The sequence below is a fragment of the Nocardia bhagyanarayanae genome, assembly GCF_006716565.1.
Classification (GTDB): domain Bacteria; phylum Actinomycetota; class Actinomycetes; order Mycobacteriales; family Mycobacteriaceae; genus Nocardia; species Nocardia bhagyanarayanae.
Map to the genome: position 1 here is coordinate 501257 of NZ_VFPG01000002.1, position 21770 is coordinate 523026.

Sequence of the window (21770 nt, forward strand, 5' to 3'; positions counted from 1 at the left end):
TCCGTTCGCTCCGTCTGGCCGGAGCGAACGGCGAATGTCGAATACGCCGGTTATGCCGTGCTCGCCGCGGTCCGCTGACGGCGCCGACATTGTCGATGGTCACCGATATGGCCACGATGGTTCTTCTGTCACTGACCGCGGCGGTGACCGGTCCCGGAAGATCACATCGGGTACACCGGGTGTTTCCGCGGGTTGAACTCCGGCTTCACCGGCGGCTTGTCGCGCAGCAGGCGCAGCGCGCGCCGGATCTCCAGGCGGGTGGTCGCCGGTTCGATGACCGCGTCGATGTAGCCGCGTTCGGCGGCGATCCACGGGGTGGCGATCGTCTCGTTGTACTGGTTGATCATGAACTCGCGCGCCGCCGCCCGATGCTCCTCCGGCACCGCCGCCAGTTGCCGCTTGCCGATGAGGTCGACCGCGCTGTCGGCGCCGATCACCGCGATCCGGGCCGTCGGCCAGGCGAAACTGATATCGGCGCCCACCTGCCGGGCGGCCATCATGCCGTAGGCGCCACCGTAGGACTTGCGCACGACCAGGTTGATGATCGGAACCGTCGCCTCGATGATCGCGCGCGGCACCCGGCCGCCGCGGATGATCACACCGTTGGCTTCCTGATCGAGCCCCGGCAGCACGCCGGGGGTGTCGGCGACGAACACCAGCGGGATATTGAACGCGTCGCAGAGCCGGATGAAGTAGGTCGACTTGTCCGAGCAGGCGGCGTCGATGGAACCGCCCAACACCAACGGCTGGTTGGCGATCACGCCGACCGGATATCCGTCGACCCGGGCGAACCCGGTGATCAGATTCGGCGCGAACGCTTCACGGATCTCGTGGAATTCACCATCGTCGAAGATCCGGAGCAGGATCTCGTGCATGTCGTAACCGGCGCGATCGGAATCCGGGATGATCTTGTCGAGCTCCCGATCGGAAGCGGTGATCTCCGGCTCCAGGCCCGGGTTCACGATCGGCGGTTGTTCGAGGCAGCTGGTCGGCATGTAGCTCAGGTAGTTGCGGGCCCAGTCGTAGGCTTCCTGCTCGGTGTCGGCGACGTAATGCAGCGTGCCGCGTTCGGCCTGGACCTTGGCGCCACCGAGCTCCTCGGCGGTGATGTCCTCGCCGTTGACGGCTTTGATCACCTCCGGCCCGGTGACGAACATGTACGAATCCTTGGTGCCGATGAGCACGTCGGTGTTGATCGGCCCGTACACCGAACCCGCGGCGCACTTGCCGAGAATGATCGACACCTGCGGCACATACCCGGACAGCTTCTCCAACACGCGGGAGATATCACCGAACGAGGCGATCGAACCGACCGCGTCCTGGATACGCGCGCCGCCGGAATCGTTGATCGTCACCACCGGGCAGGCGTTGTCGAACGCGAGTTGCAGCGCCCGCATGAACTTGCGGGCGGACGTGATGCCGACCGACCCGCCGTACACGGTCTGATCGTGGGCGATCACCACCACCGGACGGCCCCCGATCAGCCCGCGACCGGTGACCAGCCCGTCACCGTAGAGAGCGTCCGCTTTGTCGGGCTGGCGGGCCAACGCACCGGTCTCGATGAACGTCCCGCTGTCGAGCAGCATCTCCACACGCTGGCGAACGCTCGGAATGCCCTTCTTCTCCCGCTTGGCGACACCGGCCTCACCTGCCGGTTCCGCAGCGATCGTCAGGATCTTGACCAGTTCATCGAGCTTCGCCTGGGTACCTGCCACGCTCGCTGCCACCTTTCAAACCAACTGTTGTGCCGTCGCGACGTTAAGCGGTGTCGACACGGAAGGTGTCATTCAACCCGGATATACGGGACAAGTCACAGTCGAGGCCCGGCACACATCGCCTCCCGTCCAAGAAGTTCGAGCACAGGGACTAGTTTGTCGCGGTTGCTCCGCTCGCCGTGTGGCTCAGCCCGGTGGCCCGATTCGACGGGCACGGCGGTCGAAAAGCCGTCGACCGTCGCGACGCACGAACTAGATGTCGCGTCGCGGGCGCCACTAGGCAGTTGGCGTGCTCCCGAGGTAGTCGTGGCCGCCGATGTAGACGGTGTGGCCGGATTCGGCTGTGCTCGTGGTGGCGTCGGCGATAGCGGTGGCGAACTCTTCGACGGTGGGGAGTGGGCCGTGGTCGCGGCGGGTGCCGACGGCGTCCGGGTCTCGGCGTTCGAGGAGGCGGACGATGATGGTGCCGTCGATCATGTCGCCGGAGACGACGGTCAGGGTGATGCCGAGGGCTTCGAGTTCGGGGATGATGGCTCGGAGGGCGTCCTCGCCGGCGCGTTTGCTGGCGGCGATCGGTTCGTAGTCCGTGGGGACGGGCTTGCGGCCGTGAAAGTGGGCCTGGTGGCTGGTGACGAAGACTATGCGGCCGCCGGAAGGCATGAGCGGCAACGCGAGTCGGGTCAGGCGCAGTTGTGCGTCGCGATTGATGGACATGGCGTAGTCCGCGGCCGCGCCGCGTTCGAGACCGCCGGATGCGTTGAGTACCAAGACATCCAGGCGGCCGAAGCGGTCGGTGATGTCGGCGATCAACGCGCGGGTGGCGGTTTCGTCCGAGACGTCCGCTCCCGCGACCGATGCGCTGCCTCCGGCGGCCGTGATCTCGTCGGCGATGGTCTGGGCGCGGCGGCGCTTCTCGCGGTAGTTCACGATCACGTGGTCGCCGCGGGCGGCGAGGATGCGGGCGGTGTCGGCGCCGATACCGCGCGAGGCCCCGGTGACGAGGGTGATTCGTCGATCGGTCGAGATGTCCGGTTCGTGCACCACGGTTCCTTTCCGCCGCGGACCGCCGCCCGCCCTGCTGCTTCTAAAACAGAATCACTATGGTGGTTCGAAATGAGAAGCGCAAGCGGTGCGAAACCGTCCAGGGGCGAGGCCGACCCCGCGAACGAACCGATGCTCGCCGCCATGGAACTGCTCGGCCAGCGGTGGATGCTGCGCATCGTGTGGGAGTTGGAGCCCGGCACGCTGGGCTTTCTCGAACTGCGCCGCCGGATGGGGCAGTGCTCGTCGAGCATGCTCTCGGTGCGGTTGCAGCACCTTCAGGCGGCCGGATTGATCGTCAAGAAGCCGGACAAGTCCTACGAATTGACCACGGCCGGAAGGGAACTCGGCGCGGCGCTGGGTCCGGTGTGGGAGTGGTCGCGGCGGTGGGAGAAGTTGTTCCCGGAGTCCGGCGACTGATTACGGCGTCGCCCGGAAGAGGCTGGTCAGGTCGACCAGCAGGGCCCGGCCGCGCTCCGCGCCGCCTTTGATGCGCCCGTCGAGCATCAGGCCGACCAGGCCGTGCAGATGTGCCCACAGCAGATCGGCGGCGGCATCGTCGTCCATGACCGCCTCGGGTAACTTCGGCGCACCCGCCGCGACCGCCGACCGCAGCGCCTCGAAGCAGGACCGCGCGGCCTCGGGTGCGTCGGCGGTGCCGAACGGTACCTCCGGCAGTGTGTGCATGAGCCGGTACAGGTGCGGGTCCGCGACGGCGAAATCCCAATAGGCCCAGGCGACTTCGAGCAGCGGATCGTCCTGGACGGGCGCGTCCAACGCACCGTGCAACCGCTCCGCCAGATCGGTGAACCCGGCCTCCATCAGTTCGACCAGGAGCGCGCGCTTGTTCGCGAAGTACTGGTACACGATCGGCACCGCGTACCCGACGCGGTCCGCCACCGATCGGACGGTGACGCCGTCGAACCCGCCGCTCTCGCGCGCGATCGAGCGTGCCGCCGAAAGCAGTTCCGCCCGTAGGCGTTCGCGCGCTTCGGCGCGTTCGTCCGCGGTGCCCTTGATTCGCTTGCCCGCACGTGGCATCGGTTCTCCTCGGTCATTTTCTAACAACGGTAGACAATCGCTCGGGCGGAGTCGTAGGGTCGATTTCTAACGTTGTTAGAAATATCGACAGGAGCGCTCGGATGCGAGTACTGGTAACTGGGGTGTCGGGAACGATCGGCAGCGCCGTCGCGCGCGCACTGCTCGGGCGTGGCCATGCCGTGGTCGGCACCGTCACGGGGGCCGACCGACCCGCACCCGACGGTGTCGAGCGGGTGATCGCCGATCTCTTCGATCCCGAGGCGTTGGTCGCTGTCGCGGCCGGGGTCGACGCGGCGGTGCATGCCGCGTCGAGCAACGACGAGCGGGCCGGTGAACTCGACCGCGGGGTGGTCACGGCGCTGCTCGACGCGTTCGAGGGCACCGGCAAGCCGCTCGTCTACACCAGCGGGCTTTGGCTGCACGGCAATACCGGCGAAGCGTCCGCCACCGAGGAGTCGGCGTTCGATCCGCCGCTGGTGGTGTCGTGGCGGCCCGCCGTCGAGAAACTGCTGGAGGACGCGGCCGCGAATCGTGGCGTGCGGACTGTTCGCATCCGGCCCGGTCTCGTCTACGGCGCTGGTCGGGGGTATGTGCCGATGTTGCTGAGCCCGCAGCAAGACGGCGTCGTGCGGCACTTCGGGGACGGCTCGAATCGGTGGTCGGTCGTGCACGCCGACGACCTCGGTGACCTCTACGCGTTGGCGGTGGAATCCGCGCCCGCGGGGTCGGTCTATCTCGCCACTCTCGACGAGCCGGTCGCGGTCCGGGATGTGGCGCGCGTGATCGCCGACGCCCACGGCGCGCAGGTGGCGGGCTGGGATCCGGCTGCGGCTCAACGGTATTGGGGCGTCATGGTCGAGGCCTTCATGCTCGACCAAGTCGCCACCGGAGCCAAGGCTCGCGCGGAGCTCGGGTGGTCGCCCACTCGGCCGACGCTGTTGGAGGACCTGTGACGGCGGTGCGGTGGGTGTTCTCCCAGGTGGGCGCGGGCGCCGCGCCGCCGCTGAAGTAGGCTGACGGCTCCACTTCAGCACGGGAAAGAGACCATGTCGCAGTTCGAGAATGTCAGCGTCACGAAGAAGGCCAACGTCTACTTCGACGGCAAGTGCATCAGCCACAGCATCGAGCTGGCCGACGGCACCGCCAAGTCGGTCGGCGTCATCCTGCCCTCGACCCTGACGTTCAACACCGGCGCGCCGGAGATCATGGAACTCATCGAGGGCGAATGCAAGGTCACCCTCGCCGGCGCGACCGAGGCCGTCACCTACAAGGGCGGCGAGTCCTTCGACGTGCCCGGCAACAGCTCGTTCCAGATCGAGGTCCTGGAGACGGTGCATTACGTCTGCCACTTCGGCTGAGTTCTCGCCACCTCCCGCTGCCGTGCTCGTGGGTGGCGGCAGTGTCAGCTCGCCGGGTCGACCGGCGCAGTGGTCCGTGACCCCGAATTGACTCGTTCGACCCGGGCCGGGCGCTGATTTCGCCGGGCGCGGTTGTTCGCGACTCCGCGTGGTGGCCGTAGGGCGCCTTCGATTCGCGGGGCGTAGGGGCGCGCATCGCTGCCTGCGATCCGCATCTTCGTAGCGGGCGCGCTGGGCTCAGGCAACGACTCTCGGCTGCGCGCCGGAGCGCTGGTGCGACCCGATCAGTCGCGAACCGCCATTCGACTACCGTCGATAGAGAAATGGTTTCGACGGTAGTCGAATGGCGGTCACACACACCGCCAGAACCACCATTTCTCTCCCGTCGATCCGCCAGCGCCTAGTGCGAAGGGCTGCAACAGGTTTGGTTGCGGCTGGGCCGGGGTACTGTGCCGGACAGTGGTCGCGCAGCTGAGGGGGCCACATGGTCATGGCGAATACCTTGCGGACCTTGTCGGCGCGACAGTTTCGGTTGATGACGAACGCCTACCCCGTCTTCCTGATGGGTGGGGTCCGAATCGAGCACGTGGCCGACGACTGGTCCAGTGTCACGGTTCGGTACAAGGTGAGCGGCTGGAACAAGAACCACGCGGGTGTGGCGTTCGGCGGGATTCTGTCCATGATGACCGACCCGTTCTTCGGGCTGATGGCCCTGTGGCAGCTGGGCGAGGGATACCGCGTCTGGAACACCACGGCCACAACCGAATTCGTGCGGCCGGGTCGCGGGCTGGTGCGCGTGACGATGCTGATGCCGCCCGAGGACATGGCCGAGATCCGTGCGAACCTGGAGGCGGACGGCGTCTCTCGCGCCAACCACTCCGCCGAGCTCGTCGGTGCCGACGGCGAGCTGGTCGCGCGCACGAGCCAGGAACTCTACGTGCGCAGGCGCTCTCGGTAGTGCAGCGCGCCCGCCGCACTCGGCGAGTGCGCGGCACAACGTCCGGCTGCGCAGGATGGCTCGCCACACCGCGCGAGGATCGGCCTGGCACGCGCTGCGACCGATCTCGCCGGGCCAGGCGAGTCAGCGGAGCGCGCGGGTGACCTGGCCCAGCCTGGACCTCAGCTCAGCGCGGGCGACCCGGCCCAGCCTGATCGCACTCAGCGCAGCGCGCGGGCGATCCCGCCCAGCCTGAACGCACTCACCGCAGCGCGCGGACGACCCTGCGCAACCTGGATAACTCAGCGCAACGCCGCGGCAGCCGCCTCGCCCCGGTGACCGCGCTCGACGCGGGGAGCGCAACTTCCGCTGCTGCAGGTAGAGCGGCGCGCGGTGCGATTGCTCGCCGGGCTCGCCGAGTGAGGGCAGCGCGCGGCCGGCCCGTTCAGCTTGGGCAACTCAGCGCAGCGCTCGGGCGACGGCGGGCCAGCCTCGAACCAGGCGGAGCGCGCGGGCGACCCGGCGCGGCTGGACGACTCGGTGCAGCGCGCGGGCGACCCGGCCCAGCCTGCAACTCAGCGCAGTGCGCGGGTGAGGCGGCCCAGCCTGAACGCACTCACCGCAGCGCGCGGGCGACCCCGCCCAGCCTGGGCCAGTTCAGCGCAGCGCCGCGGCAGCCGCTTCGGCGATCGCCCCCGCGATCGCGCTCGACGCGGGGAAGCGGAACTTCCGCTGCTGCCAGTAGAGCGGCGCGCGGTGTGATAACTCGCCGGGCTCGGCGAGTGAGGGCAGCGCGGGTGACCCGGCCCAGCCTGAACACCTCAGCGCAACGCCGCTGCCGCCGCCCGGGCGATCGCCCCCGCGATCGCGCTCAACGCGGGGGAGTGCAACTTCCACTGCTGCCAGTAGAGCGGCACGTCGATGAACGAATCTCCGTCTATCGGAACCAAACTCGTCGGTGGGTCGTCGGCGGTCTGGAGGTCGGGGAGCATGCCCCAGCCGAGGCCGAGGCGAATGGCCGTGCCGAAGGCGGTGGACGAGGGGACGTAGTGGCGGGGCGGATCGATCGGCTGCCGGGTTCGGCGGCGGAGCTGGCGGTCTTGAAGGTCGTCTTTGCGGTCGAACAGGACGACGGGCGCCGCGGCGTAGGCCTTGGCGGTCGGGCCGTCGGGGAACCAGGTCCGGGCGAACTCGGGGCTGGCCATCGGGCGGTACCGCATGGCCCCGAGCCTGTCGACCTTGCAGCCCTGCACCGGCTTCGCGGTGGCGGTGATGGCCGCCATGACGGTGCCGTCGCGCAGCAGGGCGGTGGTGTGCTCCTCGTCCTCGCGGTGGATTTCGAAGCACACGCCGGGCGGCGCGTCGCGGAGGGCGGGCATCACCCAGGTTTCGAGCGAGTCGGCGTTCACCGCGATGGGGAGGCGGATCGGGCGGTCGACCGGCTGGTCGGCGTCACCGAGTTCGCGTGCGGTGTCGCCGGTGAGCAGGTCGATCTGCCGGGCCAGGCGCAGCACGGCGAGTCCGGATTCGGTGGCGCGCACCGGTTTCGTGCGTTGCAGCAGGATGCGGCCTGCGGCGTCCTCGAGCGCTTTGATGCGCTGGCTGACCGCCGACGGAGTGACCCGCAGACTGCGCGCGGCCGCCTCGAAGGTCCCCTCGGTGACCGCCGCGTTGAGTGCCCTGAGCTGGTCGAGCTGCAGATCCATATTAAGGAATTGTAATGATGCTTCAGAATCTTTAGCTTGTCTGATCCGATGACGCGGTCTTAGCGTCGATGGACGTGACGGTTTCCTCGGCGGGTTTCGCCACCATCTCCGGTCTGGGTTTCGGGTTGTCGCTGATCGTGGCGATCGGCGCGCAGAACGCCTTCGTGCTGCGCCAGGGTGTGCGCGGCCAGCACGTCGCCGCGGTGGTCGCGGTGTGCGCGGCGTCGGACATCGTGCTGATCGCCGCGGGCATCGCGGGCTTCGGAGCGCTGGTGGAGTCGCTGCCTTCGGTGGTGACGGTGGTGCGCTACGCGGGCGCGGCGTTCCTCATCGGCTACGGCGTGCTGGCGGCGCGGCGCGCGATCTCCGGCGGCGCGCTCACCGCGGACGGAACGGGTTCGTCGGTGGCACTCGGCGCGACCGTCCTCACCTGCCTGGCGCTGACCTGGCTCAACCCACACGTCTACCTGGACACGGTCCTGCTGCTCGGCTCCTTCGCCAACACCTACGCCCCGCCGGACCGCTGGTTCCTCGGCGCGGGCGCGATGCTCGCCAGCATCCTCTGGTTCGTCGCCCTCGGCTTCGGCGCTCGTCTGCTCGGCCCGCTGTTCGCCCGCCCCGCGGCCTGGCGAGCGCTGGATTCAGTGATCGCGCTGATCATGTTCACACTCGCCGCGGTACTGGTGTTCTCAGGCTGACTGGTGCCGCGTCCATAAACGGTGGACACCTTTCCGGCCAAAGGCCACCGTCAGCCGGCCCACCGCGATGAAGGTCGCCCTCGGTCGGTTCACCGGGCACGCGGGCCGGGTGAATGAAGGTCACGTCCGATCGGTGTGGAAGGTGGCCTTCGGTCGGTGGGCGCCGGCCATTCTGGACGCGGCACTAGAACGTCTTGTGCGGCACCCCCACCGTCAACCCACCATCGATGACGAACTCCGCGCCCGTCGAATACGACGACTCGTCACTCGCCAAATACGTCACCAAGTTCGACACCTCGGCCGGATCCGCCGCACGCCCCAGCGGAATCTGCAGAAAATCCGCCGGAATCCCTTCGGTCATCGGCGTGCTGATCAACCCCGGATGCACCGAATTCACGCGAATCCCATACTGCGCCAACTCCAGCGCCGTCGACTTCGTGAGCCCGCGGACCGCGAACTTGGTCGCCGTGTACCCGTGCAGACCGGGGCTCCCGCGCATGCCCTCGACGGAGGAGATGTTGACGATGGAACCGCCGCCCGCCTCGATCATCGCCGGGGTCGCGGCTTGCATACCGAGGAAGGTGCCGGTCAGGTTGATGTCGACGATGCGCTGCCATTCCTCGAGCGCGAAATCGACCAGCAGGTTCCCGTTGACGATCCCGGCGTTGTTCACCAGCACGTTCAGCGCGCCGAACCGCCGCACGGCCTCTTCGGCGGCGGCCTGCCAGTCCTGCTTCTGCCGGACGTCGAGGTGCACGTAGACGGCGTGGTCGCCGAGTTCCTCGGCCAGCGCCTTGCCCTCGTCGTCGAGAATGTCGCCGAGTACAACGCGCGCGTCCTCGGCCACGAATTTCCTGGCGTGCGCGGCGCCCATACCGCGCGCTCCGCCGCTGATCAAGGCCACCTTGCCGGTGAGTCGCCCCATTGCGATACCTCCGTCCGTCGCGGAACAGTCGTCGGCGGAAGCCGACGTGAACACGTTACATAACTCCGGGGCGGTTGCGACCCGAAGACTGGGCGGCACAGCGAAGAAGGCTCATGACCGTATGGCATCATCGAATAGAACGTGTTCCAGTAAAGACTGGAGGAGGCCGACGATGCCGAACCGGTTACGACGCTTGATCCGGCGGGCGGGTGTCCCGGACATCGCCGAGGTGCCGGGCGGCCGACTGGTCGACCTGCCCGGCCGGGGACGCACCTACGTGGTCGACATACCGGGGCCCGAAGGAGCTCCCACACTCATCCTGCTGCACGGCACCGCGAGCACCGCCTGCCTCACCTGGTTCCCGGCGCTGGAAGCGCTCGCCCAGCGGTACCGGGTCATCCTGTTCGACCAGCGCTGGCACGGCCGCGGCATCCGATCTCCGCGCTTCTCGGTGGACGACTGCGCCGACGACGTCATCGCGGTCGCCGACGCGATGGGAGTCGAACGCCCGATCTGCGCGGGTTATTCGCTCGGCGGAGTGGTGACGCTGACGGCCGCGCACCGGCACCCCGACCGTGTCGGCGGGCTGGTGCTGTGCGCGACGCCGTACCGCTTCCGGGAGAAGTGGCGCGAGCAGGCGTTCCATCAGGTGTTCGGCGCGTTCGCCGACGCCATCGGTCCGTATTCGCTGCGGCGCATCGAGAAATTCGCGAGCACACTGTCCGAGCTGCCGGAACATACATGGCCGGCGGGCGGCTTCGAGAAGTGGGCGCTCGGTGAATTCCGCAGTACGAGCGGGTGGGCGCTGGCCCAGGTCATCGCGGAGGTCGGGCGCTTCGACGCGTCCATGTGGCTGCACATGATCGAGGCGCCGACGGCGGTGGTCATCACGACCCGCGACCGGGCGATTCCGGTGTATCGGCAGCTGGAGATGGCGACGATGATCCCCGAGGCGACCATTCACCTGGCCGGCGTGGGACACGCGGGCTGCGTTTTCGGCGCGGAGCGTTTCGTTCCCGCACTGCTCGACGGCTGCGCGTCGGTCACCGGGCAGACGTAGCGAAATCCGCCGCGGTCGACCCTGTTCGGCGCCGGTGGCGAACAGGGCGGCGCGAATCACCCCGCTTCGTGTGCCGCGGAACGCAATTCGTCGATGATGCCCGGCACCGCATCGGCCATCGCGGCGAGATCGGGGACGAGCTCCTTGCAGGCGATGAACCCGAAATCGAGATCGCCGTTGTTGGACAACACCGTGACGGTGAGCCCGGCCCCGTGGAAGACCGGTCCGAACGGATACATCGCGTTCACCTTCACGCCGAGGAAGTACAGCGGCATCGGCGGTCCCGGCACGTTCGAGACGACGAGGTTGTGTACCACCGGATGGTGCTCGGCCAGCTTCAGCGACGAGTAGACCCGCGCGGCGAGCTGAAAAGTGTTGGGCGGGGCGTACTGTGACCAGTCCTGCAGGAAGTCGGCGCCGATGAGATCGTGCTCGTCCTTGGCATCGCGGTTGGCCGCGGCGACCTTGCGCAGCCGCTCGACCGGGTCGGCGATGTCGGTGCCGAGTTCGGAGAACAGCGAGGAGACCTTGTTGATTCCGGCCTTGTGCCGGGAGGATTCGTGCACCGACACCGGTACCGAGGCGATGAGCGAGCGATCGGGCAGCTCGCCGTGCTTGTCCAGATAGGCGCGCAGCACACCGCCGACCACGGTCAGCACCACGTCGTTGACCTTCACGTCGAACGCGGTCTTGATCTCCTTGATGGCGGCCAGATCCGCTTCGGCGAAGGCGACCGTGCGATGCGGTGTGATGGCCTTGTTGAACGGCGTGCGTGGCGCGGTGAGCGGAATCGCCATGCCCGCCTGGTTGTTTCGTCGCCGCTGTGCGAAACCGGCCAGCATGCCCACGGTCTTGGGCAGCATGCCGACGATGCCCGCCTTCCCGGGCAGCCGAACGGCCGCCTCCGCCAACAGTTTCCAGTCGTTCGGCGCGGACTCGGGCCGCCATTCGTCGGTCGGCTCCGGATGCGTCACGCCCGGTTCCATGTCGCACAGATGCATCATCATGTTCGTGCCGGTGATGCCGTCCACGGCGGCGTGGTGGTACTTGCAGATCACCGCGACCTTGTCGTCGTCGATGCCCTCGACCACGTTCATCTGCCACAGTGGCCGGTCCCGGTCCATCGGCCTGCTGGCGATGTCGCCGACCAGTTCGGCCAGCTCGCGCCTGCCGCCCGGACTCGGGATGCCGATGCGGCGGATGTGGTAGTCGAGATCGAAGTCGGGGTCCTCCACCCAGACGGGGTGGTCCAGGTTGAACGGCACCTCGTGCAACCGCCGCCGCATCTGCGGAATCAGCGGCACCCGGCGGCCGAGTTCGGCCTTGAACGAGTCGAAGGAGTACCGCACGCCGTCCGCGGTCGGGTCCAAGATGAGCAGCGCGCACACGTGCAGATGCTGGGTCCCGGTCTCGAGATAGAGGAAACTGGCATCCAATCCGGTTAAACGTTCCATAGCGAAAGCCTACTAGAACGTGTTCTAATTTCGGGCCGGATCCGGGGGGAGATCGCTCACAGTGGTGAGCTCTATCGTCAACTTGGATAACCGAATTCATCGGATGAATGCCTGGGATAGCCCGTCGTGCCGGGTTCGAGTCCGATCGGTGACACGCGTGTGTGTTACTGCTAGTTCCATATATGTGTATGATCGTTGCTACACCAGCGCAGGAACCGGCGCGCCGCCGTGCCGACTCCCCGCTGACGTGCACGTATGAGGATCGAGGAGTACCGATGAAGCTACTTCGCAGGGCTCACCGGCGACCGGAGACCGACCCGGGCGAGGTGGCCCTCAACGCACGCAATGTCCGGTTCGACTGGGCCGACACTCCGCTGCACTGGATGCCCGAGGAGCCGATCGCCTCGCATCTGATCAACTCGCTGAATCTGCTGCTGCCCGAGGGCGAACGCATGTTCTGCGCCGCGTACGCCGAGGCGCTGCCCTACGTCAAGGACGAGAAGCTTCGCGAGGCCATGCTCGGCTTCATCGGTCAGGAATCGATGCACGCCGAGACTCACGACAAGGTGTTGCACGAGGTGCTCGCGGCCAACGGCATCGACCCGGCACCCTATGTGCGGCAAGCCGAATACCTGTTCCGCAAGACCCTCGGACCCAAGGACGCCGAGGGCATCGCGCAGCGCCAGCTCATGGTCGAGCGGCTGGCGTTCATCGCCTGCCTCGAGCACTTCTTCGCTTTCCTCGGCGACTGGGTGCTCAACGCCGACCTGGAGAAGTTCGGGGCGGACCCGCGGGTGGCCGACCTCTTCCGCTGGCACGGCGCTGAGGAAGTGGAGCACCGGCATGTCGCCCACGACGTGGCGGTGTACTTCGGCGCGGGATACGTCCGCAGGTCGGCGCTGATGGTGCTGGTGTTCCCGATCTTCATCTCGCTGGTCGTGCGCGGCACCAAGTTCATGGTCCAGCAGGACCCCGCGCTGCCCGATCTCGGCTATCCGCGGCTTATCAAGCGGGTTTTCGGCGCCATGTGGCGCGGTTCCCTGCCCGGCGTACCGTCGCTGCTGTGGAGCGCGCTGTCGACGTTCAAGCCCGGCTACAACCCGGAGACTGTCGGCTCCACCGCGCAGGCGGTGGCGTACCTGGCCGCCTCTCCCGCGGCGCGCGCGGTCGCCTCGTGAGTCCCCGGGTCGTTCCCGAGCAGCTGCCCGCCGACCTGTTCGGCAAGCGCGATCGGGACCGGACGGTACGGGTCTTCGATGCCGTCGCCTCGGCCCGGTTGCGCTGGGCCACGCTGGTCAACCGGCGGGATCTGCGCCCGAAGGTCGACGACCGTAGGCTCGCGCTCGTCGTCACCGAGCGCCGGGTCGAAGCGCACGACCAGGACGTGGTGAGTCTGCGGCTCGAGTCGCCGGACGGGCGCGAACTGCCCGCGTGGCGGCCGGGCGCGCACCTGGATCTGGAGTTGCCGTCCGGCCGATTGCGGCAGTACTCGCTGTGCGGCGACCCCGCCGACACCCGCGCCTACCGTGTCGCGGTGCGTCGCATCCCGGAGGGCGGCGGCGGATCGGTGGAGGTGCACGACGCGCTGCCGGTCGGCTCGCCGATCGTGGTGCGCGGGCCGCGCAACGCCTTTCCGTTCGCCGTGCCCGGCTACGGCTCACCCGCGGTGCACCTGCATTTCGTGGCGGGCGGCATCGGGATCACCCCGATCCTGCCGATGGCGCGGCTGGCGATGCGGCTCGGCCTGGACTGGTCCATGGTCTACGTCGGCCGCAGCCGCGAGACCATCCCGTTCCTCGACGAGATCGAGACGTTCGGCGACCGGGTCACCGTGCGCACCGACGACGGACACGGTCTGCCGGACGCGGCCGCACTGCTACCCGGCGTGACCACCGGCACCGCGGTGTACTGCTGCGGCCCGGTGCCGATGACGACAACCATCGCCGAAGCCGTGCGCCGAATGCGCGGCGTGGAACTGCATTCCGAGCGTTTCTCGCCGCCGCCGATCGTGAACGGGCGGCCGTTCGAGATCCAGCTCGCCTCGACCGGTGAAGTGCTCCAAGTGCCCGCCGACGAGTCCGCGCTGACCACCCTTCTGAGATCCCGCCCCGATCAACCGTATTCGTGTCGGCAGGGCTTCTGCCGGACCTGCAAGGTGCGCGTGCTGGCCGGTGAGCCGGACCATCGCGACACTGTGCTCACCGAGGACGAACGCGCGGACGGTGAGATGCTGGCCTGCGTATCGCGCTGCGACGGTGGCCGTCTCGTGCTCGACCTGTAGTGAAGACACCTCCGACCCGGAGAACAAGGAGACGTCGATGACGACGGATATCGACTCGGCGGCGACCGAGCGGATCGTGCGCAGCGGTGAATTCGACCTCGCCGTCTACGAATACGGCGATCCCGCCAACCCGACCGTGGTGCTCGTGCACGGCTGGCCGGACACCCACCACCTCTGGGACGCCGTGGTGCCGCTGATGACGCCGCGGTTCCACGTCGTCGCCTACGACACCCGCGGGCACGGCCGGTCGACCCGTACCCGGCGCACCGCGGACTTCCGGCTCGAGGCGCTCGCCGCCGACTTCTACGCCGTCGCCGACGCGGTGAGCCCGGACGCGCCGGTGCACGTCCTCGCCCACGACTGGGGCTCGGTGCAGGTGTGGGAGGCGGTGTGCGAACCGCGCGCCGCCGACCGTATCGCCTCGTTCACCTCCGTGTCCGGGCCGAACCTCGACCACCTCGGAAAGTGGGTGCGCGACAGGCTGTCCCGTCCCACGCCGCGCAACATCTGGCAGCCCTTCACCCAGCTGCTGTCCTCGGCCTACACCGCCTTCTTCATGACGCCGGTGCTGCCGCGGGCCGCTTTCACCGCGCTCGGCACCGAAGAGCGTTGGCAGCGCGTCGTTTCCCTCATGAACGACACGCCGACGTCGAACGTCACCCTGGCGCCCACCTTCCGGCGTGACATCGTCGACGGCCTGCGCATCTACCGCGCGAACATCGTGCCGCGGCTGCTCGCCCCGCGCGATCGGCACACCGAGGTGCCGGTTCAGCTGATCGTGGCGGGTCGCGACGTCGCGGTGCGGCCCGCGGGCTACGACGACGAGCGCAAGTGGGTCTCGCGGCTGTGGCGTCGGGACGTGCCCGCCGGACACTGGACGCCGTTCTCGCACCCCGAACTACTGGCCACCGCCACCACCGAGCTGATCGACACCCTCGAGGGCGGTGCGGTGCCGCGTGGCCTGCGTCGTGCCGAAACCGACCGGACTCGAAAGGAATTCGACGACCAGCTGGTGGTGATCACCGGCGGCGGCAGCGGCATCGGCAGGGAGACCGCGCTGGCGTTCGCCCGCCTCGGCGCCGAAATCGTGCTCTCCGACATCAATCTGGACGCCGCCAAGCACACCGCGGAGCTGATCGCCGCGGAAGGCGGTGTGGCGCATGCCTATCGCCTCGACGTCTCGGACGAGGCCGAGGTCACCGCGCACGCGGCCGAGGTGTTCGCGGCGCACGGCGTGCCCGACATCCTGGTCAACAACGCGGGCATCGGCCAGGCGGGCGGGTTCTTCGACACGCCGTCGGCGGAGTTCGATCGAGTGCTGCGGATCAATCTCGGCGGCGTCGTCAACGGCTGTCGCGCCTTCGGCGCCGCCATGGCCGAGCGCGGCTCGGGCGGACACATCGTCAACCTGTCCAGCATGGCGGCCTACAGTCCGCAGCAGGGGTTCAGCGCGTACTCCACCAGCAAGTCGGCGGTGTTCATGTTCTCCGACTGCCTGCGCGCCGAGCTGGCGGGCCGCGGCATCTCGGTGCACACCATCTGTCCGGGCATCGTGCACACCAATATCGTTGCCACCACCACCTTCTCGGGCGTCAGCGCGGCGGAGGAGAAGCGCAAGCAGGCCAAGTACGACGACCTGTACCGCAAGCGCCGCTACACGCCCGACAAAGTGGCCGATCAGATCGTGCGGGCCGTCCGGCACAACCGCAGCATCGTGCCGGTCACCCCGGAGGCGCGCTTGCAGTACCAGTTCAACCGCTTCGCGCCCGCGGTGGTGCGGTTCTTCGCGGCGCGGGTGAAGCTCACTTAACGGGGTCCGTCGACGCCCGGTGCAGTTCGGCCTCGATCGCCGCGACGCGCCGGGCGTCGATGCCCCACGGTTTGTCGACGCCGACCTTGCTGTCGAGATCCCACAGCACACAGGTCTCACCGGGCCGCGCGACCATCGACCAAGCCACCACCGTGCGGCCGAGCTGCTCGGCCATCGAGCCGTGCGCGGCGGGCTCGGCCGGACCGTCCCCGTCCGGATAGTGGTGCAGGAACCGGCCGTAGGCGGCCGTGCAGAACGCGGCGTAGCGCTGCGTGCACAGGATGAGCCCGTGCCAGGCCTCGTCCACCGCGTGCGAGGGCATGCCGATGACCTGGCCGTCGCGCATCGCCGCGCCGCAGCAGCGCAGCCACTGACGCAGGCCGGTCTCCACCAGGTCGCGCGGCTGCCACGGGCACGTCTTGAAGACGGCCTCGGTGAGTTCCAGCGCGTCCACCGCCTCCTCGACGTCGCGTAGGTCGACCTGGCGGCGGAGGCGCTGTCGGGAACGGAAAAACTGCACGATTCACTGTACGGCCGCGCGCCGCTACCATTCGGGGATGAGGGCCCTGCTCCTGCTTCTGTTTCTGCTCGTGATCCTGCTGATCGTGGGCGCCGTCGTTTTGTTCGTGGTGGTTCTGGTCAAGGCGGTCAGCAGGCCGCCGCGGCAGCCCGGGTGGGGGCCGAACCACAATCCGGGACCGTGGTTCGCGGGCGGCGCCGGGGCGGGGCACCGCCACCACGGCAGCGGCTGCGGTGCGGGCGGAGCCTGGGACTCCGGGAGCAGCTGTTCGGGCGGCAGCGGCGGCGACAGCGGGTCGGGCGGGGGTAGCGGCAGTAGCTGTGGCGGCGGGAGCAGCAGTAGTTGTGGCGGTGGCAGCAGCAGTAGCTGCGGTGGGGGCAGCAGCAGTAGCTGCGGCGGGGGTTCCTGAACGCGTTGTCCGGCCTCGCGCGCGAGTGACGCCGCTCTCAGCGCTTGACCTCTACTGAACTTCAGGTTTCATGCTGGGCACTGCCCAATGAGATGTGGAGGTCAGTGATGCGGGTTGTGCAGGCAACGGAATTCGGTGGACCGGAGGTGCTCGCGGTGCGCGAGATCCCGGACCCGACACCAGGCCCCGGGCAGGTGGTCGTCCAGGTCGCGGCGGCCGACGTGATGTTCCTCGACACCCGGCTGCGCGGCGGGTGGGGGAGCGAATACTTCAAGATCGAAACCCCTTATGTGCCGGGCGGCGCGGTCGCGGGCGTGGTCGTCGAGGTCGGCGCCGAGGTCGATCCGGCGTGGATCGGCAAGCGCGTCGCCACCAGCACCGCCGCGAGCGGCATCGGCGGGGGTCAGCCGATCGGCGGGTACGCCGAGAAGGCGCTGGCCAAGGCCGAGACGCTCATCGAAGTGCCGGAAGGTCTTTCGCTCGAGCAGGCCGTGGCGCTGAGCCACGACGGCAAGACCGCGCTCGCCGTCTTCGACCGGGCCGCGATAAAGCCGGGGGAGTGGGTTCTCGTCACCGCGGCGGGCGGCGGGCTCGGCACGCTGCTCATCCAATTGGCCCGTTCCGCAGGGGCACACGTCGTCGCGGCGGCTCGCGGCCGTGCCAAGCTCGAACTCGCCGAACGGCTCGGCGCGCACGCCGTCGTCGACTATTCCGAGCCGGATTGGTCCGCAGAGGTACGCGCCGCGACCGGCGGAGCCGGGGTGAACGTCGTGCTCGATGGAGCGGGTGGCGACCTCGGCGCGGCGGCCACCGAAGCGATCGCCGACCACGGCCGATTCCTCGGATACGGCGCCGCGGCGGGCGATTTCGCCGAGCTGGACCGCGACGGGCTGGCCGCGCGCGACATCGAGGTGCTCGGCCTGTTCGACATCACCGGCGCCGACACCGATTGGAACGCCCTCGCGCGGGGTATCCAAGACGCTGTCGCCGCCGGTGACATCGAGGTGGTGATCGGTCAGACCTTCCCCCTCGAAGAAGCCGACCGAGCCCATGCCGCAATCGAATTGAGGAAATCTCTCGGTCGAACGCTGCTTACTTTGTGACTTGTCCGGCAGTACGTGCGATCGGTCTGAGACAGCGCTAGGGTGCCCCCGTGCAAACTCTGATCGTCGTCGGCGTCGTCGCCGTCGTCCTCTTCCTCGTTTTCGCCGTTGTCCAATTCGCAAGTCGCCCACCGAGAATGGAGAGTCGGTGGGACGACAGCGTGCCGGTCGACAAGGGGCGCTGGGGGGACGGCGACGACTGACAGTCACCTCGCCTGCGTCAACACCACCACCGCGATGGGCCGCTTGGTCATTTTCTGATAGGCGCTGTAGCGGCCCTGATTCACTTCGTCGACTATCGCCCAACGTCGTGCGTAGTCCGGATCGTCCGGATACGTCGCTCGCGCAACCACTTTCATCCTGCGCCGCCCCACCTGAATCTCGCACTCCGGCGCTGCCTTCACATTCGCCAGCCACCCCGGCGGACGCGGCGAGCCGCCGTTCGACGCGGTCACCAGGTACGCCTCGCCGTCGCGCCCATAGGTCAGCGCCGAGGTCCGTTCCCGACCCGTCTTGCGCCCGACGGTCCGCAACAGCAGGGTCGGATTCCCGAACAGCAGCTTGTGGCCCACCAGCCCGCCGCTCTTCTCGTACACCCACTGATGAACCCGCAGCACATTCGCGAACACACTGGCCATATCTGACCCTCCAGTAAGTTTCCGGTGTCGGGCCCACCATAATCGACATCGCCGAGCCGAGTCGCCCGACAGACCGGGCTTCATCACGGAGCGTCGCGGGTCCGGGGAGTCAACTGGTGCCTGCCCCGCCGCGCCCGGTAGCATCCTGAGCAGTCGCGGTTCCACCGCGCGAGCGGGGCGGTAGCTCAGTCGGTTAGAGCCGTGGACTCATAATCCATTGGTCGCGGGTTCGAGCCCCGCCCGCCCCACAAATCCCCTGATCAGAGCCCTTGTGACTGGTTGTAGGCTGGCCACTGGAGGGCCAAGTCGCTGTCTGCTCTCTTTCCTCATCTCAGGCACAAGCTGCCCGCTCGTGGCCTCCTCTGCAGTCGTGCCACCGAGGCCTTGGGCGCTGGTGGCCGGCTGTGACTTCCCAAGCGTTGCAACAAATTTGCTCCGGTCAGGCGGCGTTGGTCGGTCTACAGGAGACGAATTCGGGTCTGATCGAGCTCGCTCAGGGTGCGGGCCGAGAGCGGATTGGTAGCCGTACTCACTGGTTCGGGTCCGGCCGCAGAACGGCGGGGCCATACCAGTGGCACACCAGCAGCGCGAGTTCGACGTCGAGCCGGTCGGCGCCGATCGGTCGCCCGCGTCGGGCGACAGCGCGTCCAATCCGGTATTTCACGGAGTTGGAATGCAGATTGAGCTCGGTAGCGGCGGCTTTGTAGCTGGATCCGGCGCCGAGGAATATCCGCAGGGTGTCACGCAAGCGTTCGTCGTGCTCGTCGTCAGCGGCCAGGTTGCCGAGCACCTCGCCCACCCAGTCGCGGGTCTCGGCAACGGCGCCGCCCAGTAGTGCGGCAGTCATCAGGCCGGGATCGTCGGCTGCGACGACGGTGGACGAGTTCAGCCCGCGTGCCAGGGCGACGGAGCAGGCGCGCTGAGCGCTGCGATGGGAGTTGCGGAAGCCCTCGATTCCCGCGGCGACGGTGCCGATCACAACGTTCGGGTGGTCGCGGCGGGCGGTCACGAATGTGCGTACATCGGCGACCAAGGTGCCTGGCGCAGTCCGGTACGGCAGCCAGGCCCAGACGCTGGTCTGATCCGCGACGACGACCAGCGGGTTCGACGCGGCGGCAACCATGTCCCCGAGCGCGCGGACGAACCGCTGCAGGCGCGGTATCGCATCGCTGTCGGGCTCGGGGTACCACAGGACGAGCGCCAGGTGTTGCCAACGCAGCGGATACCGGATCGCCTCGCTCACCGCGTCGACATCGATGCTCTTCCGGCCATCGAGTACCTCCCGAACCCGCACCGCTCGGACGCTGTTCTGGCTTTCCAACCAGCGCTCCCGCTCGTCGTCGTAGATCGCCACGAGCTGTTCGATGATGCGGTCGCTGAAGTCGAACAGAGTCGTGGTGATGCGTTCGATCACGCTGATCCGCTCGGCCGGGGGCATGGCCAGTGTCCGCAGTTCGGCGAAGACCAGCTCGAACATGCGCCGCTGCCCGAGCCGGAAGGCGCGGTTGAGGGCATTGGCCGGCACCCCTTGCCGGGCCAGGCGTCTGGCGAACCCCACGGCGGCAAGTGGAGCTCGAACGTCTGCAGCGGGAAGGTCGTAACGCAGGGCACGTAGAACGGTGGCGACGTTGGATTCGACGCTGGCGGCGAGCAGATCAGCGGTGCGCGGATCGCCGCGAAGCTCGGGGATGCTTTCTTCGAGATAAGCGCAGATTGCCGCGCTGACGTCTGTCACCCGGTCGTGCATCCGGGCGGCTGTCGCCGCGATGAAGCGGTCTGGATCGACGTCGTCGTGACGCGCGGTCGTCACGCTCTCAACCATAATCTTCGGCCCACCTTCGTGGCGGCGTCGACCGCTTGTTGTTCCGCGACAAAATCGCCACGAACCCCCTCCCACATCGATGACGGCGACCAAGCGACCGACTGTTCCCACCGCAGGCGCCCGACCGCTGAGCTCCCGCCTCGCAGTGCCCTCCACGCCGACATTGCGCCGCGACGAAGCGGCTGTTACATCGCGATTACCACCCAGCAGATCAACCCGTCGGTATCGTCCTCGAGCGACAACAGACGCCGTGAAGTTCAGCCACGCGCGACGGTGTCGAGCGACCCCGGGGGTTCCTACCGTTGGTGTCATTCCTACGCCCCCTCCCCAGGATCGACCATGAACCTTGCGACACTCCCGGACTGCCGTGCCGGCACGGCACCGCGCGCCGCTGCCCTCGCCGATGACAACACCGACCTGAACAACATCGGATTCCTGACCGCTGTACGGCGGGCCACCACTTCCCTGCGCGCCGCGGGAGTTTCGATGGGCGACGTGGTCTCGGTCATGCTGCCCAACACAGCCGCCTTGGTCGTATCCCTGTTCGCCACCTGGCGCCTGGGTGCCAGCGCCGCCCCCATAGACCCGGCGCTATCCGTCGAAGACGCCGGCCACCAAATGGCCTACACGGGCGCCAAAGTCCTCATTGCCGGGCAAGACCCCGCCTACGCCTTTCCGGTCCAAACCGTGATACCCGCAGACCGGCTCACCACAGCGCAGCCCGACACCCGCGGGCCCGCCCAGGCCCGCGACGAAGCACCCGCACTACTCGTCTACGACGGCAACGCCGACAGCGATCCGAAGTTCGTGACGCTCGATCACCTGAACCTCGAGGCCCTGTGCCGATTGGCGATCAGGATATTCACACTCACCGGCACCGACCACAGCCTGTCGATCCTGCCGCTGTTCCATGTCAACGGCATCGCAGTGGGCACCGTGTCACCACTGCTCGCCGGTGGCCGCACCACCGTCGCCGGCCCATTCAGTCCCACCACATTCTTCGACCGGATCGAATGCAGCCGGGCCACCTACTTCACCGCCGACCCGGCCATCTACAGACAGCTGTCCGATCTACCCGCCGAGATACAGCCCGACACCGCGTCCGTGCGGTTCGCCATCTGCGGCGCCGCGCCGGCCGGCGTCGAACTGCGGACCAAGTTCGAACACCGCTACGGCATACCGATCATCCACGACCACGGACTGACCGAGGTACCTGGACGAGCACGCTCCATCCGCCGAGCAGCACCCTGAA

At 68.0% G+C, this 21770-nt stretch carries 21 protein-coding genes and 1 tRNA gene; 13 read left to right on the forward strand and 9 right to left on the reverse strand.

Annotated elements, in window-relative coordinates:
* Nucleotides 1-161: 161 nt before the first annotated feature.
* Both FB390_RS29040 and FB390_RS29045 read right to left on the reverse strand, forming a co-directional pair.
* Nucleotides 162-1715, reverse strand: a complete 1554-nt coding sequence (locus FB390_RS29040) for an acyl-CoA carboxylase subunit beta (RefSeq protein WP_141812413.1) — start codon at nt 1713-1715, stop codon at nt 162-164.
* A gap of 276 nt (nt 1716-1991) precedes the next feature.
* Nucleotides 1992-2756: an SDR family oxidoreductase gene (locus FB390_RS29045; RefSeq protein ID WP_246124444.1), complete on the reverse strand. Its 765-nt coding sequence runs from the start codon at nt 2754-2756 to the stop codon at nt 1992-1994.
* Between the two features lie 72 nt (nt 2757-2828).
* On the opposite strand from FB390_RS29045, the gene FB390_RS29050 reads away from it, so the two are divergent.
* Nucleotides 2829-3176 (forward strand): winged helix-turn-helix transcriptional regulator, encoded by a 348-nt coding sequence (locus FB390_RS29050; protein ID WP_246124445.1) that lies wholly within the window; start codon nt 2829-2831, stop codon nt 3174-3176.
* On the opposite strand, the gene FB390_RS29055 is transcribed toward FB390_RS29050, so the two are convergent.
* Nucleotides 3177-3797, reverse strand: coding sequence for a TetR/AcrR family transcriptional regulator (locus tag FB390_RS29055; RefSeq protein WP_141812414.1), 621 nt, complete (start codon nt 3795-3797; stop codon nt 3177-3179).
* 101 nt (nt 3798-3898) lie between these two features.
* Between FB390_RS29055 and FB390_RS29060 the strand changes: the two genes are divergently transcribed.
* The 3 genes from FB390_RS29060 to FB390_RS29070 all read left to right on the forward strand — a co-directional run bounded on the left by FB390_RS29060 (nt 3899) and on the right by FB390_RS29070 (nt 6113).
* Complete coding sequence (locus FB390_RS29060; protein ID WP_141812415.1) at nt 3899-4750, forward strand: NAD-dependent epimerase/dehydratase family protein; 852 nt, start codon at nt 3899-3901, stop codon at nt 4748-4750.
* A gap of 93 nt (nt 4751-4843) precedes the next feature.
* On the forward strand, nt 4844-5155 hold the full coding sequence (gene ppnP / locus FB390_RS29065; protein WP_141812416.1) for a pyrimidine/purine nucleoside phosphorylase: 312 nt from the start codon (nt 4844-4846) through the stop codon (nt 5153-5155).
* A gap of 535 nt (nt 5156-5690) precedes the next feature.
* Nucleotides 5691-6113 carry a PaaI family thioesterase gene (locus FB390_RS29070; RefSeq protein WP_185757314.1) on the forward strand — a complete coding sequence of 141 codons (423 nt, stop codon included), beginning with the start codon at nt 5691-5693 and terminating at the stop codon, nt 6111-6113.
* Nucleotides 6114-6913: 800 nt separating this feature from the next.
* Here FB390_RS29070 and FB390_RS29075 read toward each other — a convergent pair.
* Nucleotides 6914-7798: a LysR family transcriptional regulator ArgP gene (locus FB390_RS29075; RefSeq protein WP_141812418.1), complete on the reverse strand. Its 885-nt coding sequence runs from the start codon at nt 7796-7798 to the stop codon at nt 6914-6916.
* A 68-nt stretch (nt 7799-7866) separates the two neighbouring features.
* On the opposite strand from FB390_RS29075, the gene FB390_RS29080 reads away from it, so the two are divergent.
* Entirely contained in the window at nt 7867-8496 is a 630-nt protein-coding gene (locus tag FB390_RS29080) for a LysE/ArgO family amino acid transporter (protein WP_141812419.1), read from the forward strand.
* 184 nt (nt 8497-8680) lie between these two features.
* Here the strand turns inward: FB390_RS29080 and FB390_RS29085 are convergent, their stop codons facing one another.
* On the reverse strand, nt 8681-9421 hold the full coding sequence (locus tag FB390_RS29085; protein ID WP_141812420.1) for a glucose 1-dehydrogenase: 741 nt from the start codon (nt 9419-9421) through the stop codon (nt 8681-8683).
* 172 nt (nt 9422-9593) lie between these two features.
* Here FB390_RS29085 and FB390_RS29090 point away from each other — a divergent pair, with 172 nt between their 5' ends.
* Entirely contained in the window at nt 9594-10481 is an 888-nt protein-coding gene (locus tag FB390_RS29090) for an alpha/beta fold hydrolase (protein WP_141812421.1), read from the forward strand.
* A 56-nt stretch (nt 10482-10537) separates the two neighbouring features.
* Here FB390_RS29090 and FB390_RS29095 read toward each other — a convergent pair whose 3' ends face one another.
* Nucleotides 10538-11935 (reverse strand): WS/DGAT/MGAT family O-acyltransferase, encoded by a 1398-nt coding sequence (locus tag FB390_RS29095; RefSeq protein ID WP_141812422.1) that lies wholly within the window; start codon nt 11933-11935, stop codon nt 10538-10540.
* 275 nt (nt 11936-12210) lie between these two features.
* Between FB390_RS29095 and FB390_RS29100 the strand changes: the two genes are divergently transcribed.
* Genes FB390_RS29100 through FB390_RS29110 form a run of 3 tightly spaced genes read left to right on the forward strand, consistent with a single transcriptional unit; the run spans nt 12211 to nt 16026 of the window.
* The gene (locus FB390_RS29100) at nt 12211-13113 is read left to right on the forward strand and encodes a metal-dependent hydrolase (protein WP_141812423.1); all 903 of its coding nucleotides are present in this window, start codon (nt 12211-12213) and stop codon (nt 13111-13113) included.
* On the forward strand, nt 13110-14216 hold the full coding sequence (locus FB390_RS29105) for a PDR/VanB family oxidoreductase (RefSeq protein WP_141812424.1): 1107 nt from the start codon (nt 13110-13112) through the stop codon (nt 14214-14216). Before FB390_RS29100 ends, FB390_RS29105 begins: the two co-directional genes overlap by 4 nt.
* Nucleotides 14217-14253: 37 nt before the next feature.
* Nucleotides 14254-16026: an SDR family oxidoreductase gene (locus FB390_RS29110; protein ID WP_141812425.1), complete on the forward strand. Its 1773-nt coding sequence runs from the start codon at nt 14254-14256 to the stop codon at nt 16024-16026.
* Here the strand turns inward: FB390_RS29110 and FB390_RS29115 are convergent.
* On the reverse strand, nt 16019-16546 hold the full coding sequence (locus FB390_RS29115) for a glycine-rich domain-containing protein (RefSeq protein WP_141812426.1): 528 nt from the start codon (nt 16544-16546) through the stop codon (nt 16019-16021). The genes FB390_RS29110 and FB390_RS29115 overlap by 8 nt on opposite strands.
* 516 nt (nt 16547-17062) lie before the next feature.
* On the opposite strand from FB390_RS29115, the gene FB390_RS29125 reads away from it, so the two are divergent.
* Nucleotides 17063-18058 carry a zinc-binding dehydrogenase gene (locus tag FB390_RS29125; RefSeq protein WP_141812427.1) on the forward strand — a complete coding sequence of 332 codons (996 nt, stop codon included), beginning with the start codon at nt 17063-17065 and terminating at the stop codon, nt 18056-18058.
* Nucleotides 18059-18108: 50 nt separating this feature from the next.
* Nucleotides 18109-18261 (forward strand): hypothetical protein, encoded by a 153-nt coding sequence (locus FB390_RS33790; protein ID WP_185757315.1) that lies wholly within the window; start codon nt 18109-18111, stop codon nt 18259-18261.
* A 3-nt stretch (nt 18262-18264) separates the two neighbouring features.
* Here the strand turns inward: FB390_RS33790 and FB390_RS29130 are convergent, their stop codons facing one another.
* Nucleotides 18265-18696: a nitroreductase family deazaflavin-dependent oxidoreductase gene (locus FB390_RS29130; protein WP_141812428.1), complete on the reverse strand. Its 432-nt coding sequence runs from the start codon at nt 18694-18696 to the stop codon at nt 18265-18267.
* 174 nt (nt 18697-18870) lie between these two features.
* On the opposite strand from FB390_RS29130, the gene FB390_RS29135 reads away from it, so the two are divergent.
* Nucleotides 18871-18944, forward strand: a tRNA-Ile gene (locus tag FB390_RS29135).
* A 281-nt stretch (nt 18945-19225) separates the two neighbouring features.
* On the opposite strand, the gene FB390_RS29140 is transcribed toward FB390_RS29135, so the two are convergent.
* Entirely contained in the window at nt 19226-20506 is a 1281-nt protein-coding gene (locus tag FB390_RS29140) for a PucR family transcriptional regulator (protein ID WP_246124447.1), read from the reverse strand.
* Nucleotides 20507-20857: 351 nt separating this feature from the next.
* Between FB390_RS29140 and FB390_RS29145 the strand changes: the two genes are divergently transcribed.
* The gene (locus FB390_RS29145; protein ID WP_246124582.1) at nt 20858-21769 is read left to right on the forward strand and encodes a class I adenylate-forming enzyme family protein; all 912 of its coding nucleotides are present in this window, start codon (nt 20858-20860) and stop codon (nt 21767-21769) included.
* Nucleotide 21770 lies beyond the last annotated feature (1 nt).